This is a genomic window from Rhizobium sp. GW821-FHT14E12 (genome assembly GCF_058803745.1).
In genome coordinates, this window is the sequence record NZ_JBXAPH010000002.1 from 273,234 (window position 1) to 289,775 (window position 16,542).

The 16,542-nt window shown below is 60.0% G+C and carries 18 protein-coding genes; 9 read left to right on the top strand and 9 right to left on the bottom strand.

The features are described from left to right. Window positions 1-2: 2 nt before the first annotated feature. Window positions 3-818, top strand: coding sequence for a septum site-determining protein MinD (gene minD / locus AC1RO0_RS09460; protein ID WP_498592641.1), 816 nt, complete (start codon window positions 3-5; stop codon window positions 816-818). Beyond that, window positions 815-1,075 carry a cell division topological specificity factor MinE gene (gene minE / locus AC1RO0_RS09465; protein WP_007691232.1) on the top strand — a complete coding sequence of 87 codons (261 nt, stop codon included), beginning with the start codon at window positions 815-817 and terminating at the stop codon, window positions 1,073-1,075. Before minD ends, minE begins: the two co-directional genes overlap by 4 nt. Window positions 1,076-1,303: 228 nt before the next feature. Here minE and AC1RO0_RS09470 read toward each other — a convergent pair whose 3' ends face one another. Further along, window positions 1,304-1,429, bottom strand: a complete 126-nt coding sequence (locus AC1RO0_RS09470) for a hypothetical protein (RefSeq protein WP_498592642.1) — start codon at window positions 1,427-1,429, stop codon at window positions 1,304-1,306. 89 nt (window positions 1,430-1,518) lie between these two features. Here AC1RO0_RS09470 and AC1RO0_RS09475 point away from each other — a divergent pair, with 89 nt between their 5' ends. Beyond that, on the top strand, window positions 1,519-3,264 hold the full coding sequence (locus tag AC1RO0_RS09475; RefSeq protein ID WP_498592643.1) for a type I secretion system permease/ATPase: 1,746 nt from the start codon (window positions 1,519-1,521) through the stop codon (window positions 3,262-3,264). Beyond that, on the top strand, window positions 3,261-4,571 hold the full coding sequence (locus tag AC1RO0_RS09480; RefSeq protein WP_498592644.1) for an HlyD family type I secretion periplasmic adaptor subunit: 1,311 nt from the start codon (window positions 3,261-3,263) through the stop codon (window positions 4,569-4,571). The genes AC1RO0_RS09475 and AC1RO0_RS09480 overlap by 4 nt, the downstream gene beginning before the upstream one ends. A gap of 58 nt (window positions 4,572-4,629) precedes the next feature. On the opposite strand, the gene eglC is transcribed toward AC1RO0_RS09480, so the two are convergent. After that, window positions 4,630-6,069 (bottom strand): endo-1,3-1,4-beta-glycanase EglC, encoded by a 1,440-nt coding sequence (eglC, locus tag AC1RO0_RS09485; protein ID WP_498592645.1) that lies wholly within the window; start codon window positions 6,067-6,069, stop codon window positions 4,630-4,632. 306 nt (window positions 6,070-6,375) lie between these two features. Between eglC and msuE the strand changes: the two genes are divergently transcribed. From msuE to AC1RO0_RS09505, 4 genes are all read left to right on the top strand, one after another. Then, window positions 6,376-6,936, top strand: a complete 561-nt coding sequence (msuE, locus tag AC1RO0_RS09490) for an FMN reductase (RefSeq protein ID WP_498592646.1) — start codon at window positions 6,376-6,378, stop codon at window positions 6,934-6,936. Window positions 6,937-6,998: 62 nt separating this feature from the next. Continuing rightward, window positions 6,999-7,175: a hypothetical protein gene (locus AC1RO0_RS09495; protein WP_498592647.1), complete on the top strand. Its 177-nt coding sequence runs from the start codon at window positions 6,999-7,001 to the stop codon at window positions 7,173-7,175. Between the two features lie 205 nt (window positions 7,176-7,380). Beyond that, the gene (locus tag AC1RO0_RS09500; RefSeq protein ID WP_498592648.1) at window positions 7,381-7,965 is read left to right on the top strand and encodes an RBBP9/YdeN family alpha/beta hydrolase; all 585 of its coding nucleotides are present in this window, start codon (window positions 7,381-7,383) and stop codon (window positions 7,963-7,965) included. A 109-nt stretch (window positions 7,966-8,074) separates the two neighbouring features. Further along, on the top strand, window positions 8,075-8,734 hold the full coding sequence (locus AC1RO0_RS09505; protein WP_498592649.1) for a peroxiredoxin: 660 nt from the start codon (window positions 8,075-8,077) through the stop codon (window positions 8,732-8,734). Between the two features lie 26 nt (window positions 8,735-8,760). Here AC1RO0_RS09505 and AC1RO0_RS09510 read toward each other — a convergent pair whose 3' ends face one another. Continuing rightward, complete coding sequence (locus tag AC1RO0_RS09510) at window positions 8,761-9,663, bottom strand: LysR family transcriptional regulator (protein ID WP_498592650.1); 903 nt, start codon at window positions 9,661-9,663, stop codon at window positions 8,761-8,763. A gap of 93 nt (window positions 9,664-9,756) precedes the next feature. Here AC1RO0_RS09510 and AC1RO0_RS09515 point away from each other — a divergent pair, with 93 nt between their 5' ends. After that, window positions 9,757-10,791, top strand: coding sequence for an aldo/keto reductase (locus tag AC1RO0_RS09515; RefSeq protein WP_498592651.1), 1,035 nt, complete (start codon window positions 9,757-9,759; stop codon window positions 10,789-10,791). Window positions 10,792-10,819: 28 nt separating this feature from the next. Here the strand turns inward: AC1RO0_RS09515 and AC1RO0_RS09520 are convergent, their stop codons facing one another. From AC1RO0_RS09520 to AC1RO0_RS09545, 6 genes are all read right to left on the bottom strand, one after another. Further along, complete coding sequence (locus tag AC1RO0_RS09520; protein ID WP_498592652.1) at window positions 10,820-11,590, bottom strand: gamma-glutamyl-gamma-aminobutyrate hydrolase family protein; 771 nt, start codon at window positions 11,588-11,590, stop codon at window positions 10,820-10,822. A 167-nt stretch (window positions 11,591-11,757) separates the two neighbouring features. Then, on the bottom strand, window positions 11,758-12,615 hold the full coding sequence (locus AC1RO0_RS09525; protein ID WP_498592653.1) for a transporter substrate-binding domain-containing protein: 858 nt from the start codon (window positions 12,613-12,615) through the stop codon (window positions 11,758-11,760). Between the two features lie 36 nt (window positions 12,616-12,651). Further along, complete coding sequence (locus AC1RO0_RS09530) at window positions 12,652-13,416, bottom strand: ABC transporter ATP-binding protein (protein ID WP_498592654.1); 765 nt, start codon at window positions 13,414-13,416, stop codon at window positions 12,652-12,654. Next, window positions 13,413-14,138, bottom strand: a complete 726-nt coding sequence (locus AC1RO0_RS09535; RefSeq protein WP_498592655.1) for an ABC transporter permease — start codon at window positions 14,136-14,138, stop codon at window positions 13,413-13,415. The genes AC1RO0_RS09530 and AC1RO0_RS09535 overlap by 4 nt, the downstream gene beginning before the upstream one ends. Then, entirely contained in the window at window positions 14,138-14,857 is a 720-nt protein-coding gene (locus AC1RO0_RS09540; protein ID WP_498592656.1) for an ABC transporter permease, read from the bottom strand. Before AC1RO0_RS09540 ends, AC1RO0_RS09535 begins: the two co-directional genes overlap by 1 nt. 84 nt (window positions 14,858-14,941) lie before the next feature. Further along, a complete protein-coding gene (locus tag AC1RO0_RS09545; RefSeq protein ID WP_498592657.1) occupies window positions 14,942-16,366 on the bottom strand; it encodes a M20 family metallopeptidase in 1,425 nt (474 codons plus the stop codon). Between the last annotated feature and the right edge of the window lie 176 nt (window positions 16,367-16,542).

Below are 16,542 nucleotides of genomic sequence, written 5' to 3' on the forward strand. Positions count from 1 at the left end.
AGATGGGGAAAGTCATCGTAGTGACGTCAGGCAAGGGTGGGGTTGGCAAGACGACCTCGACTGCCGCGCTCGGAGCGGCTCTGGCGCAAAGGAACGAGAAGGTGGTCGTTGTCGATTTCGACGTCGGGCTGCGCAATCTCGATCTGGTGATGGGTGCTGAGCGCAGGGTCGTCTACGATCTCGTCAACGTCATCCAGGGTGACGCCAAGCTGCCGCAGGCGTTGATCCGCGACAAGCGGCTGGAAACGCTGTTTCTGCTGCCGGCATCGCAGACCCGCGACAAGGACAATCTGACGCCCGAAGGTGTCGAGCGCGTCATCAACGAGTTGAGGCAGCATTTCGACTGGATCATCTGCGACAGCCCGGCCGGGATCGAGCGCGGCGCGACCCTGGCAATGCGTCATGCGGATACGGCTGTGGTCGTCACCAATCCTGAGGTATCGTCGGTGCGTGATTCGGATCGCATCATCGGCCTGCTCGACTCGAAGACGCTCAAGGCAGAGCGCGGCGAGCGCATGGAAAAGCATCTGCTGCTGACCCGCTACGACGCCAATCGCGCCGAGCGCGGCGACATGCTCAAGGTCGACGACGTTCTGGAGATCCTGTCCATCCCGCTTCTCGGCATCATTCCGGAAAGCAGCGATGTTCTGCGAGCCTCCAATATCGGCGCCCCCGTCACGCTGGCTGACAGCCGCAGCGCGCCCGCGATGGCGTATTTCGACGCTGCTCGCCGGCTGGCTGGCGAGGTTCTGCCGATCACGATTCCCGGCGAAAAGAGGAACCTTTTCGGCAAGATCTTCGGACGGAGGGCCGCATGAACATTTTTCGTCTTTTTGGAAAGCAAAGGACCGCGCCGGCCGCGCGCGAACGCTTGCAACTGCTTCTGGCCCACGAACGCTCGTCCGTGGGATCGGACCTGGTGTTTCTGCTGCGCGAGGAAATCCTTGCCGTGATCGAGAAGCATGTGCAGCTCGACAGGGACAAGGTTCAGGTCAAGATGGATTGCAACGAGCACGTTTCGACGCTGGAAATCGATGTCGAAATTCCGTTGAACGCAACCGTGCGCGCCGCTTGAGGCTGCTCGATTAAAGATCGCATACTCAACTGCACAATCCTCCGGCCACTGGCCGGGGGATTTTTTGCATGAGGGCCTCGATGAACCGGAAGCAGCCAGCGACCACGATTTCCACCATGACATGATTGTTCGATTGCGTGTCGCAACCGGACAATGTGCCGCCATGGAACATGGCCCGAAATCCTAAGATCGGGTTCACTGAAATTGGAGGTTTGGTAAATTTCGACTTCATAAAATGCAAATAATATTCGATACTTGTGCATGAAGCAGCCGGCTTTCAGGCTGCGGATCAGGTAAGGGGTCGTAAGCAGTTTTCATCGCCGCCATCGGAATATGGTTGGCTCTTTGCGTCATTCCGGTGTCCTCGCTTGAGAGGGACTGTGCGGGGCAATGCTGTGGATACTTTGCTGCCATCCAAGGGCTAACTTAAGGATTGAAGCAACGTGCTTGCTGTTTCGAAAGAACCACCGCAAACATTCGTCTTCCTGATGCTGTCGTCGCTTCGAAAGGCGTTTCTCAGCATCGCGCTCGCCAGTGCGGCGATCAATGTGCTGGCGCTCACCGGTTCGTTCTTCATGCTGCAGGTCTACGACCGGGTTATTCCGGGTCGCAGTCTGCCGACACTGGCGGGTCTCGCGATTATCGCTGCGACCCTGTTCATATTTCAGGGCGCGCTGGAGCTGCTGCGCTCGATGCTCCTTGCGCGCGTTGGCGCATCCCTTGATGAGCGGATGAACCGAAAGGTTTTTGGCTCGCTCGTTTTTTTGCCGACCAGAATGCAAACGTCCGACGACGGGCTCCAGTCCGTTCGTGATCTGGAGCAGGTCCGCTCGTTCCTGTCCGGAGCCGGATGCGCGGCGCTGTTCGATCTGCCCTGGATGCCGTTTTACCTGGTCCTGTGCTTCCTGTTCCATTTCTGGATCGGCGTCACCGCGCTTTGCGGCGCCATTCTGCTTGTCATTCTGACCGTGCTCGCGGAGGTGCTGTCGCATCGGCCGGCGCTCGAGGCTGCCAAATCCTCGGCCGCCCGTCTCAGCTTCGCGCAGGCCGCGCGGCGGAACTGGGAAGCCGTGGTCGCCATGGGTTTCAGCGGTCGCCTCACTGAGAAATGGGCGGCGATGAACGAGGACTATCTCGCAAATCAGTTGGCTGCGAGCAATATTGCCGGCACGCTGACCACGATCGCCAAGATATCGCGGATGATGCTTCAGTCCGGCGTTCTGGCTGTCGGCGCGATCCTCGTCATCGAGCAGCAGGCAACCGGCGGCATCATCATCGCAAGCTCGATCATGGTCACTCGCGCTCTGGCCCCGGTCGAACTGGTGATCGGACAATGGAAGGGCTTTGTCGGCGCCCGGCAAAGCTGGGCGCGTCTCAACAGACTTTTGAATCTGATCCCCAATGAGCAGTGGGCGGTCACGCTGCCGGCACCGCAAAAAGATCTTAGCGTTGAAAATATCGGTCTGACGTCCCCGGGAAGCCGCGATTTCATCCTGCGCAATATCTCGTTCAAGATATCGGCGGGAACGGTGCTCGGTGTCGTCGGTCCAAGTGCCTCGGGGAAATCGTCGCTTGCCAGGGCGATCACCGGACTGTGGCCGGTCACCATCGGCGCGATCAGGCTCGATCAGGCTGCGCTGTCGCAATGGGAGCCAAGCGAGCTTGGGCAACATGTCGGATATCTTCCGCAGGATGTCGGCCTGTTCGATGGCTCGATAGCCGAAAACATTTCCCGCTTCGCCAAGGACATGCAGCCCGAGCCGATCATCGCGGCCGCGAAGGCGGCCGGCGTATATGACATGATCGTCAAGCTGCCGGACGGGTTCGATACGGTCATCGGCGAGGGCGGTTCGCGGCTGTCCGCCGGTCAAAGGCAGCGCATCGCCTTGGCGCGCGCGCTTTATGGCGATCCATTCCTGGTGGTTCTGGATGAGCCGAACTCGAATCTGGATGCCGAAGGGGAGGCGTCCCTGACCAAAGCCTTGATCGGCGTGCGGGCTCGGGGCGGTATCGCAATCGTCGTGGCGCACAGGCCAAGTGCGCTTGCTGCCGCCGACAAGGTCCTGATCATTGCCAACGGCCAATTGCAGGCATTCGGACCCAAGGACGAGATACTGGGAACGTCTCCGAAGCCTTCGGGGACCGGGCCAGTCCGATTGATGATTGCCGGCGAGGATGTGAGTGGATGAAGAATACGAGCCTGTCTTCCACCGACCGTGCCATCCGTCGCCTGTCCATGTTCGTCTTGGCGACGATCCTCCTGCTGTTCGGCATCATGGGCGGCCTTGCGGCGGCGACAAAGATCTCGGGAGCGGTCATCTCATCCGGTTCGCTCGTCGTCGACAGCCATGTAAAGCCTGTCCAGCATCTTAAGGGAGGCATTGTCAGCACGATCAACGTGAAGAATGGCGACCGCGTCGATGCCGGCCAGGTCTTGATCCGTCTGGATGATACGCAAACCCGAGCCAGTCTCGCCATTTTCAGAAAGCGTCTGAATGAGCTTTCCGCCCGAACGGCACGACTGGTTGCGGAGCGGGACGGCAAGGATGCGATCACCTTTCCGGCGGATCTGCTGGCCAATGACGGCAATGATGACGTGAAGAATATACTGGCCGGCGAGCAGCGCCTTTTCAACGATCGCATGGCATCACGACAGGGCCAGAAGTCCCAGTTGCGCGAGAGAGTTCAGCAGCTGAAACAGGAAGTCGAGGGCCTGGTCGCGCAGGAGAAGGGCAAGCGGGTCGAGATCCAACTTGTCGGCAAGGAGCTCGGCAGCCTCCAGCAATTGCTGGATCAGGGCATTATCTCGGCAACGAAGGTCTATTCGCTACAGAGGGACAGCGCCCGGCTGACAGGTGAGCTTGGCAATCTCGTATCGTCGATTGCGCAGACCAACGGCAAGATCACCGAGACCGAGCTTCAGATCATTCAGATCGACAACGATCGCAGTTCGGAGGTTTCCGATCAGCTGCGGCAGGCTGAGAGCGATACCGGGCAGTTTTCGGAGCGGCTGATTGCCGTCGAAGACGATCTGCGGCGGATAGATATCAGGGCGCCGCAGGCGGGGATCGTCGATCAGCTGAATGTCCATGCGGCAGGTGCGGTGATCGGGCCGGCGGAAACGATCATGCAGATCGTGCCGGACAAGGACGCGCTTGTCGCCGAGCTGAAGCTCGCGCCACAGGACATCGCCCAGGTTTCCGTCGGGCAGGTCGTCGCCTTGCGATTTTCTGCCTTCAACCAGCGTATCACACCCGAACTGAACGGTCGCGTCGAGACCATCTCGGCGGATCTGACGACAGATCAGCATTCTGGCCAGAGCTACTATGTGGTTCGCGCCAAGGCGTCGAAGGAGGAATGGGACCGGCTGGGTGAGCTGACGCCGCTTGCCGGCATGCCGGTGGAAGCCTTCTTGCAAACCGGTTCGAGGAGCGTTCTTGCCTATTTGACCAAACCGATGACCGATCAGATCAAGCGGGCATTCAAAGGGAATTAAAGCGCGGTCGTGATTCTAAACGGCCGCGCCAGGCGCCCAAGATATCATAGGCATCGGATCATATGTGCCAGTCGGTGGTATGGGTGGACTGAACCGCCGAGGCTGTCTGCGTCGTGTGGTCATCCAGCGAATAGGCCTTGATATAGTCGACCTTCATTTCCGACCCGTCGTTCTTCAGGGTGTCTCCCGGCGTACCAGCAATGCCGCCGACCGCGAGGTTCACCAGCATGTACATGGGGCCGTGCATATCGGCGGGCGTGTCGGCATGCGCGACGGCAACATCATCGAAATACCAGACGATCTGGTCCTGGTCCCATAGAACGCCGTAGGTGTGGAAGCCGTCGGTGCTGGGAACCGACACGGGGATGGATTCCATCGTGTGCTCGCCCGTCGCGTTCGAATGTGCCGTCACATGGACGGTGTTCGGATCCTGCCCGCGCATTTCCACCACGTCGAGTTCCGGCGGCCAGGAACCGTCTTCCGGCAGCAGCCAGAAGGCCGGCCATGCGCCTTGATCATGCGGCATCTCCGCCCGCATTTCGAAATATCCGTAGGTCTGGGAGAACGAAGAGTAGCTGGTCAGGATGCCGGAAGTATAATCATGGTCTTCGACAATCGATTTCAGCGCATCGGGCGTCGCTTTGGCGCTGATCGTCAAAACGCCGTCGGAAACGGAAAACGGATTGACCGACGAGGTCGGCGCATAGGACGGGTTGATGTACCATTGCAGCTCGTTGTTCAGGCTGCTGCCCTTGTCCGGCGCCCAATGAAACTTCGCTTCCCAGGTGCCCTGCGTCCCGTCGCTGAGGGAAAGCGAGTTGAAGTCGTCCGAAAAGGTTTGCGTCAGCGAGGAACGGTCGAGACCGAGCTGAAACTGATCTTCGTGAAGATCGGCCACCGTCTTGTTGGCGAACACCAGGCTCTCGCCATTTCCCAGATCCAGCCGCAGATTGGCGCCTTCCTGGGTGCTGTGGCTGACGACCTGATCGAAGGAGGTCAACCCGTACTGGTTCAGGCGCACCTTGTCGTCGTCGCTGAAATCGGTGATCAGGTCGCTGCCGTTACCCTTGGAGATGATGAAGGTGTCGGCACCGCCGCCGCCGGTCAGAACGTCGTTGCCGGCACCGCCATCGATGGTCTGGCTTCCCGAGCCGCCGGTAATGATATTGTCGGCACTGTTGCCATAGGCATGCCGGTTATTGCCGGTCACCGTCAGATTCTCGAAATTGTCCGGGAGGGTATAGTCCATCCAGGTGCTGATGGTATCGATGCCGCCATCGGGCGCTTCGTAGGCATGATTGATGCTGGAATAGAGATAGTAGATGTCGTCGCCGGTGCCGCCATGCATCGTCACGTTGACGGAGGCGTCACCCCACATGGAATCGTTTCCATCGGTGCCGTAGAGTGTCGGGCCGGAGCCCGTGGCGGAGAAAAAACCTGTCGACGTTCCGCTGTAATAGAGCGGCTGGCCCAGGGCATTGAGAACACTCGTGGTCATCGGCAACCTCTTCCGTTGCGTTAGGTTGTCTCCTCCACAAAGCCAACATTTTTCGCGCCTTATTTAACGAGATAGGGCCGTGGGCATTGTTGCCCAGCCCCTCGGCAAAATTTTTTGCATTTCAAGGTGGAAATATCGCCTGCCTGCGCGGGTTACGGGCGCTGCACACCGAAGCAGCCCCTTGAAGGACGGAACAGATTTCCCGTTTTCCGGGCAAGGAGAGATGGTCGTTCCTTTTAATCTATCATTTTCATAGACAATATTCGTTCATTGGAAAGCTCGTTCGAAGCTCGGAAAGGAATGAGAATGGTTGCCCGCAAACTCGTCGGCATCGCCGGTAGTTTCAACCGCCCGTCGAAGACTTATGCGCTTGTGCAGAACGTGGCCGATCTGGCAACCAACCAGTATGGCTTTACGAGCAGCATCTATGACCTGCAGGATGTCGGCCCGTCGCTTGGTGCGGCTCAGTGGCGTAGGGATTTGGACGATCAGGCAAAGCGGGTGGTCGACGATATCGTCGCCTCCGATGTGCTGGTCATCGGCTCGCCCACCTACAAGGGATCCTACCCTGGCCTCTTCAAGCACCTTATCGATCTCATTGATCCGCATGAGCTGCGCGCCAAGCCGATCATCATCACGGCAACGGGCGGCGGCGATCGCCATGCGCTGATGGTGGAACATCAGCTGCGGCCGCTCTTTGGCTTCTTCATGGCGCATACGCTGCCGACGGCGGTCTACGCCTCGGATCGCGACTTCACGGATTACAAGATCTCGTCCGAACCGCTCTCGAAACGCATCGACGAGGTGGTCGATGAACTCGCCGCCTTCTTTCCCGGCGCGACGGCACTGCTTGCCGCGGCCGAGTGACCGATCGTCCCAAGGCAACATCTTTTACTTAAGCAAATTGGATCAACGAGATGGAGGATAGCATGAAATTCGATGTCATCACCCGCTTGAAGACTGCCTTTGGCCAGCTCTGGATTCACTGGAAAGACGAGCCTCTTCATCTGATCGATAGACCAGCTGCGGCCGACGATGATCGCGAGCCATCAGCGCGCGATTACGAGCTCTATTTCTGGTGCTCCACGCCGATTGCCTGGTATTGAGAGGAACCCGCGATGGCTTTGGCTTTCGATCTCCGGCGACCGGTTGCAAGACGCGTTCCCCATGACATTCGATCCCGTCTCGTTCGCGGTGTCGAAGTTTGTACCGTCGTCTCTTCCTTCATTTTTCTGTTCGCACTCGTGGCAGGGGCATTCTGATGACCGCTCCTGAGCATCAATTGCCCTTGATCGAAAGAGCGGAGGCGCGATGAGCAGGGTGCTGATATTGCCGGGCCTGTTCGGATCGGGGGAAGGGCATTGGCAGCGCTATTGGCTGCAGGATCAGCCGGACGGCCATGTGGTGGATCAGGACGACTGGGATCATCCGAACCTTCGTGATTGGATGGAGAAACTCGAAGTGGCGCTGGAGGAAGCGGGCGATGCCTATATCGTTGCCCATAGTCTCGGTTGCCTGCTGGCTGCCCAACTGGCGAGCCGGCCGGCCGCGCGCCGCGTCAAGGGTGCACTGCTTGTTGCGCCCTGCGATCTCTCAGCGACGGAAACGCTGCATGCGGGGCAGGTCTCCTTCGGCACTATGCCCACCGAAACACTGCCATTTCCCAGCATGACGATCGGCAGCCTGAACGATATCTATATGACGCTCGACCGCCTTACGATGTTCGGGCGTCTCTGGAACTCCGACATCAAGAATATCGGCCTTGCGGGCCATATCAATGTCGCAAGCGGTTTTGGACGTTGGCCGAGCGGGTATGCGCTGCTGGATACGCTGAAGGCGCGCGCCAGACACCGGAGGCCGTATGTTTCCGCATCGGCAGCGGTGGCGACCGCTTGAGGAGACTTTTCTTCGACAGCATTCATCGTCATTCTGCGGCGGATTTCTTTTGCCCAACATGTGTCGCCGGTCATTTGACAGCGACAGCCCTATATTTGGAGGACCGATCATGAGCCTGCGTATCAACGATATCGCACCCGATTTTACCGCCGACACATCACAGGGACCGATCCAGTTCCACGACTGGATTGGCAATGGCTGGGCGGTACTGTTCTCGCACCCCAAGAATTTCACGCCGGTCTGCACGACAGAACTCGGAGCAATGGCGGGACTGGAGCAGGAATTTTCGAAACGCGGCGTCAAGGTCATTGGCATTTCCGTCGATCCGGTCGAAAGCCATGCCAAATGGAAAGGTGACATCAAGACGGCGACCGGTTTCGATGTCGAATATCCGCTGATCGGTGACAGGGATCTCAAGGTCGCCAAGCTTTATGACATGCTGCCGGCCGGCGCTGGCGAAAGCTCGGAAGGACGCACGCCCGCCGACAATGCCACGGTGCGTTCGGTCTTCGTCATCGGGCCGGACAAGAAGATCAAGCTGATCCTCACCTATCCGATGACGACGGGGCGCAACTTCAACGAAATCCTCCGCGCCATCGACTCCATTCAACTGACGGCCAAGCACCAGGTCGCCACGCCGGCGAACTGGCAGCAGGGTGAGGATGTCATCATCACCGCCGCCGTATCCAACGAGGACGCCATCAGCCGCTTCGGCTCGTTCGATACCGTGCTGCCCTATCTACGCAAGACCAAGCAGCCGGCGCTCTGAACGCGCCGTAAGCCAAGCAGGCTTCTTCACAGCCTGACATTGTCGTGCAGGTAATCCAGAAGCGCCCGCACGCGCGCTGGAAGCGGCCCGCCCTGGCCGATATGGACGGCATAGAACTCCTCGCTGTCGCCCGGATTGATATCTTCGAGTACGGGTGCCAGACGGCCGGCCTCGATATCGGTTTTGACTGTGAAAGCGGGAAGCCGCGCCAGGCCGGCGCCGGCGAGAGCAAGATGGCGCATGGCCTCGCCATCGCTGACCTGCAGGCCCGGTGTAACGGGAACCTCTATCGTCTTGCCGGCGCCTAGCAGCGGCCATCCCTCCACGGCGCGTGCGTAGGCAAAGCCGATACGGCAGTGCTTCTGGAGTTCGTCGATTGATCGCGGCACACCATGACGTCGGAAATAGTCAGGCGAGGCGACGATGATCTTGCGGGTCGTGCCGAGCTTGCGGGCGGTGAGGCTGGAAATCTTGAGCGGCCCGGTGCGGATCGCAACGTCGGCACGCTCCTCCATCAGATCCACGACCCTGTCGGTATGAACGATCTCGAGCGAGACGGCAGGGTATAGCGCCATGAAGGACGGAATGAGCGGCGCCAGCACATGGTTGCCGAAGGAGCCGCTGGTATTGATGCGGATGGGTCCGGCAGCCTGCTCGCCCGCCGAGGCATAGCGTTCGGCCTCGGCGATGTCGGCAAGGATCGCTATGCTGCGCTCATAGAAGGCGCATCCTTCCGACGTGAGTTGCAGCCGCCGAGTCGAGCGGTTGATGAGGCGCGCGCCTAGTCGGGCTTCGAGACGCGAAATCAGTTTGCTGACGGCCGATGGCGTCATGCGGCAGGCACTGGCCGCGGCGGTGAAGCCACCAAGCTCGACCGCGCGCACGAAAACTTCCATCTCGCCGGAGCGATTAATGTCCTGACGGCTCATGATGAATTCAAATCACAAATGAGTTTCTTTTAGGCAATCTATATCACCTTCGGTGGAGCGTCTATCTCAGTTGAAACGACAGGAGACAGATCCATGGACTACAGAAATCTCGGCGCATCGGGCCTGAGGGTGCCGGTCTTGAGCTTTGGGGCCGGCACATTCGGCGGTAGCGGGCCGCTGTTCGGCGCCTGGGGGACAACCGACGCGGTGGAGGCGCGCCGTCTCGTGGACATTTGCCTGGAGGCGGGCATCAATCTCTTCGACACAGCGGATGTCTATTCCGCCGGCGCATCGGAGGACGTCCTCGGCCAGGCAATCCGGGGCCGGCGCGATGCCGTCCTGATCTCGACCAAGACGGCGCTTCCGACTGGCGACGGACCTGCCGATTGGGGCACGTCGCGCTCCCGTCTGATCCGATCCGTCGACGGTGCCCTGCGCCGTCTCGGCACCGATTACATCGACCTGCTGCAATTGCACGCTTTCGATGCCTCGACGCCGATAGAGGAGGTGCTTTCCACACTCGATGGCCTAGTGACAGCGGGAAAGCTCCGCTATGTCGGCGCCTCCAATTTCGCCGGCTGGGAACTGATGAAGTCGCTGGCTATCTCGGAGAAGCATGCCTATCCCCGCTATGTCGCCCACCAAGTCTACTACTCGCTTGCGGGTCGCGACTATGAATGGGAATTGATGCCGCTTGCCGCCGATCAGAATGTCGGCGCACTCGTCTGGAGCCCGCTTGCCTGGGGTCGGCTGACCGGCAAGATCCGCCGTGGCCAGCCTCTTCCCGAGAAAAGCCGGCTGCACGAGACGGCGAGCTTTGGTCCGCCGGTGGATGACGAAAAGCTCTTCGATATTGTCGAGGTGCTTGACGAGATCGCAGCCGAGACCGGCAAAACCGTGCCGCAGATCGCCATCAACTGGCTCATAGGCCGCCCGACCGTTTCAAGCGTCATCATCGGCGCGCGGAACGAGGAGCAGCTTCGGCAAAACCTCGGAGCCGTCGGTTGGTCATTGTCCAAGGAGCAGATTGACAAGCTCGACAAAGTGAGTGCGGTGATGTCGCCCTATCCATATTTCCCCTACAGGAACCAGGATGGATTTGCTAAACTAAATCCGCCGCTTACCTGATGTATATGATCCGATTTCGCAACGCTAGCTAACGGCTGTTCTTGTGCCGTCTCACCGCGTCCCCGAACGCCTGAAACAGCGCGCGGTTCACGGGATTGGTTTGCGGATCATGCTCGGCGTGCCATTGCACGCCGAGTGCAAATTCCCGAGCATCCTTGAAGCGGATCGCCTCGATCGTACCATCCTCGGCAATCCCCTCCGCGACCACCTGTTCGCCAAGCTCAAGCACACCCTGTCCATGCAGCGAATTCACCCGGATCACATCTCGGCCGAAAATGCGGGCAAACGTTCCGCCCGGCACGAGCCTAACATCGTGGCGATCGGCAAAAACCACCTCCAGATCGGGATGAATTTCTCCGTTCTCCAAACGCGGCATCCGGTGGTTCATGCGTCCGGGTAATTCGCGGATTTCCGGATGCAGCGAGCCGCCGGCGGCCACATTCATCTCCTGAAAGCCGCGGCATATGCCTAGGATGGGCAAGCCGCGCTCGACGCAGGCCCGGATCAATGGCAGCGCCACGGCGTCGCGATCCTCGTCATACGGCTCATGCTTGGGATTGGGCTCGGTGTTGAAGTGGCTCGGATGCACATTGGCCCGGGCGCCTGTCAGCAGCACACCGTCGACGGTGTCTAGCAGATCCGTAATATCGGTGAGGCTCGGGCTGCCGGCGAACATCAGCGGCAGAGCGCCGGCGACTTCGGTTATGGCCCGGAGATTATTGTCTCCGACGATCTGCGCGGCGAAGCGGCTCTCCACAAGGCGGGCGTTCCCGATGACGCCGATCACGGGTCTCGTCATTCTCTGCTCTCACCTTCAAGCCGCAATGCTAGCGGTTCGTGTCAATGGGCCTCTTTTGTCACAATGGATAGCGCCCGCGTGGATGGAGGCGCAAGAACTATCGTTGCATTTTCGGCTACAACCAAGGAACGGTCACCCAGAAGGTGACCGTTCCTTGGAGAAAGATCTCAACGCGGCGTAACGTCGAAGCCGAACCATTTTTGCGAGAGTTTTGCGATCGTTCCGTCAGCCTTGGCGACGGCGATGGCGTCGTTGAACATCGCCTTCAGTTCCGGATCGGTCTTCCGCAGACCGACGGAGCTGCCGCGTCCGAGCAGGCCGCCCTGGAAGCGCGGGCCGGTTAGTGCGAAATCCTCATTGCCGGGCTTGGACGCCGCCGTCGAAAGATAGGCGGTGGAAGCCATGATCAGGTCGACGCGGCCGGCCTTGAGGTCAAGATCGTGCTGCTCGGTCGTCTTGTATTCCTGGATGGTGACGACGTCCTTCAGGTATTTCTGCAGGAAATTTTCGGCGATCGAGGCCGTCTGGACGCCGATGGTCTTGCCCTTCAGCAAGGGTTCGAGCTGCTTGAGCGCGTCGATCGCACCCTGCTCGTTCGAACCGAGCGAGAAGACCTGGTCCTTCAGCGGCATTTGCGCCAGCGGATCGGATTTCAGCGTGGCGAAGGTCTGGCCGGTCGTGCCGTAGGAATCGCTGAAGGCAATGACTTCCTCGCGCTTCGCCGTTGCCGACATGCCGGAGATGATGGCGTCGAACTTGCCGGCCTGCAGAGCCGGGATCATGCCGTCGAAGGACTGGACGACGGTCGTGCATTCCACCTTCATGTGATCGCAGAGATATTTGATCAGATCGATCTCATAGCCGTCCAAGGTGCCGTCTGATTTGGTGAAGTTCCAGGGACGAAACTCACCCTCGGTGGCGATCGTGACATGCGTCCATTTCTTCTCGTCGGCATGCGCGACGGTGGACGCAAACATAAGTGTCAGAAGGCTGAAGGCCTTCATGAGAGACGTCAGATACTTCATTGTAGTTGTTCCCTTTTTTGTGGTCGTATAGGTGGTTTATTTGGAAATGAACTGGTGGAATCGCTCGGATTTCGAATTGGCGAAAACTTCGTGCGGCTTCCCGTCTTCCTCGATCAGTCCCTGATGGACGAAGATCACGCGGCTGGAGACGTCGCGGGCAAAACCCATCTCGTGGGTAACGATCAGCATGGTGCGGCCCTCTTCGGCAAGCCCGCGCATGACGCGCAGGACTTCGCCGACCAGCTCCGGATCGAGCGCCGATGTAGGCTCGTCGAACAGCATCACCTTCGGCTGCATGGCAAGCGCCCGGGCGATCGCGGCACGCTGCTGCTGTCCGCCGGAAAGATGCGAGGGATAATGGTTGCGCTTGTCGGCGATGCCGACTTTGGCAAGCAGTGCCTCGGCCTCCTCGATGCATTCCGTCCTGGGGCGGCGCTGCACATGAATGGGCGCTTCGATGATGTTTTCCAGAACCGTCTTGTGGCTCCAGAGATTGAAGCTCTGGAAGACCATGCCGAGCCTGGAGCGGATGCGATCCACCTGCCTGCGATCGGTCAGGCGATTGCCCATGCGGCCGGACTGCATGTGGATAGTTTCGCCGGCCACCGTGATATCTCCGGAATCCGGTGTTTCCAGCATGTTGATGCAGCGAAGGAAGGTCGATTTTCCCGATCCCGAGGAGCCAAGGATGGAGATGACATCGCCCTGTTGTGCGTCGAGTGATATGCCCTTGAGGACTTCGACCGGGCCGAAGCTCTTGTGCAGGTTCCGGACGCTGAGCGCTGGAGCCGTGTCGGTCATGGCGCATCTCCTTCGGTGGTCGGTATGAGTAAGGGGCGCGGCTGACGGAGATGCGGGCTCAGCCAGTATTCGAGCAGCTGGATGAGGCGGGTCAGCAGGAAGTTGATGGCGAGATAGATCGCGCCGGCGACAATGAAGACCTCGATGGCGCGATAGGTCTCCGAGATGAGCTTGGCGGCAACGCCGGTCACTTCCATCAGGGTGATGATGGAGGCAAGCGAGGTCGCCTTGACCATCGATATCATCTCGTTGCCGTAGCCCGGAAGCGCCTGGCGGATGGCGAGCGGCCAGATGATGCGGCGAAACTGCATGAAGCGCCCCATGCCGCAGGCGCGCGCCGCCTCGATCTGACCATGCGGCACCGACAGCAGGCCGCCGCGAATGATCTCGCTGGCATAGGCGGCGGTGTTCAGCGTGAGCGCGAGGACGGCACACCAATAGGGCTGGCGCAGGATCGGCCATAAGATGCTGTGGCGAACCGCCGGGAATTGGCCGAGACCGTAGTAGATCAGGAAGATCTGCACGAGCAGCGGCGTGCCACGGAAAAGGAAGACATAGAAGCGCGCGAACCCGTCGAGCGCCGTAATACCCGACAGACGCGCCATGGCGAGCCCCAGTGCCAGCACCGCGCCGAAGAGGATCGACAGGGCGGCGAGCGAGAGCGTCAGCGGAATGGCCGCGATCAGGCTGACGAAGGTTTCGCTGAGGAAATTCCAGTCCATCAGACCCTCCTGACGCCGCGGTTGAAGTAGCGTTCCGCCTGCCGCATCAACACGCCCGACACCGTCGAGATTGCCAGATAGAGGAGGCCGGCAATCAGATAGAAGTCGAAGGGCAGGCCGGTAGAGCCGGCGCCGACCTGAGCCTGACGCAGCAATTCGGCAACGCCGGTGATGGAGACCAGGGCGGATTCCTTCAGCACCACCTGCCAGACATTGCCGAGGCCGGGGAGGGCGTGACGCAGGGTGAGTGGCGCGACGATGCGCCGGAACCGCAGCCAGCGCGACATCCCGCAGGCGATAGCGGCCTCGATCTCGCCGTTATGCACGGCCTTGAAGGCACCGCGAAAAACTTCCGTCTGCTGCGCGCCCGACGTGATGCCGACGGCCAGCGAGCCTGCCAGAAAGCCTGGAAAGCCGACAAAGCCCTCCGCGCCGAACAGGCGGCCGACAGCCGTGACGGCAGCGCTTCCGCCGAAATAAAGAAGGTAAATGATCAGCAGATCCGGAATGCCGCGCAACACGGTCGTATAGGTATCGGCGATAATGCGGGTGGTGCGACCACCCGAGACTTTGGCCCAGGAGCCAAACCCGCCGATGACAATGCCGATGGCATAGCCGGAGATGGCAATGAGAACCGTCATCCACGCGCCGGCTAACAATGCCTTCGCCCAGCCGTCGGGTCCGAAGCTCAAAATATCGAAGAAACCCGGCTGGTTCATTGTCGGGCCAGCCGGTCACTGCGCGACGGCATGGAATTGGAACGCGACATGGTCATGATCTCGTTTGTCGACGGGGCCGCGGCATCAACCATGGTTGTTCTCCGGCAAAGGCGGCTTGACGTCATCGGGGATCGGGTTGACGAAGGGAGTGTCCTCGAGGCGTGCCTTGTGATCCGCCTTGGCTGCCTCGATGCGGGCGGGGTCAAGCATGAGATCGAGAGCCGTGCTCGCCATGATCTTGGCCGCATGCTCCATGCCCTTATGGGCGGCCGGAAGCTTTCCTTGCGCGACCAGTTGCCAGGAGTGGCCGGGCGTGCCGATGGCGTAGGTTGCGCCGCGCATCTGTACGGTGGGTACGACCCAGCTCACCGTGCCGACGTCCGTGGAGCCGACCAGCGTCCCGTCGCCGGCGCCAAGCGGGAAAACGAGATCACAAAGTCCCTGGCCCTTCTTTGGCTTCAGGCCGAAGCGGCCGTAGGAAGCGGCGATATCCTCCGTGCTGAAGGTTTCCTGAAATTTGCGTGCGGTTTCCTCGTCCGCGTCGTCGTAGGTCGGCGGCCCGAGCCTTTCGAGATTAGCAAACATCAATTCTTCCAGCGGCGTATTGCCGACCAGATTGGCGTCGCCGCTGATAATCTCGCTGCGCACGGTGGTCTCCGTCATCAGGGCCGCGCCTTCGGCGACCTTCTTGACCCGTGCGACAAGGGTCAGCAATTCCGGAAGTGTCCGTGCCCGCACCAGATAACGAACGGTTGCGCGCGCCTGCACGACGTTCGGCGCGTTGCCGCCGGTGTCAGTGACGGCGTAGTGGATGCGTGCCGTCGAGGGCATGTGTTCACGCATGTAGTTGACGCCGACATTCATCAGCTCCACCGCGTCGAGCGCGCTGCGCCCAAGATGCGGCGTTGCGGAGGCATGCGAGGCACGGCCGGAGAAGTGGAAATTGATTTCGTTGCAGGCAAGCGAGATCGGATTGTTGACGCCGGCAAAGGCGGCCGGATGCCAGGAAATGGCGATGTCGACATCATCGAAGACGCCGGCACGCACCATGAACCCCTTGGACGAGCCACCTTCCTCCGCCGGGCAGCCGTAGTAGCGCACCCGTCCTTTCAGGCCGTTGGCGGCCAGGTAATCCTTGACGGCGGCGGCGGCCAGCATAGAACCCGAGCCGAGCAGGTTATGGCCGCAGCCGTGGCCGTTGCCGCCGGCGACGATCGGGCGCTCTTCGGCAATTCCCGCTTCCTGGCTGAGGCCGGGCAGGGCGTCGAACTCGCCGAGAATGGCAATCACCGGGCCACCTTCGCCTGCCTCGCCCATGATGGCCGTCGGCAGACCGGCGATATTGCGGTGAACGCGAAAGCCTTCCTGTTCGAGAAGCCGCTCGTGCTCGGCCGCGGAGCGGAATTCCTCATAATTGGTCTCGGGCATGCCCCAGATGCGATCGCTAAGATCGAAGAATGCTTGGCGCTTTGCTTCGACCACATCCCAGATTTCTGATGAATTTTTCATGGCGTTTCGACCGAGCCCGGATTATAGAGTTACCAAAATTGGCGCCAATTTAGGATACAAAAAAATTCTGCGCAATATATCGGCATGGATAAATTTTCATCAGAAGGCGTACGGTGCACTAGATGCAGCCGGCTACAGAAATCCGCGGCAACGTGATATCGATCACGCAATGGCAG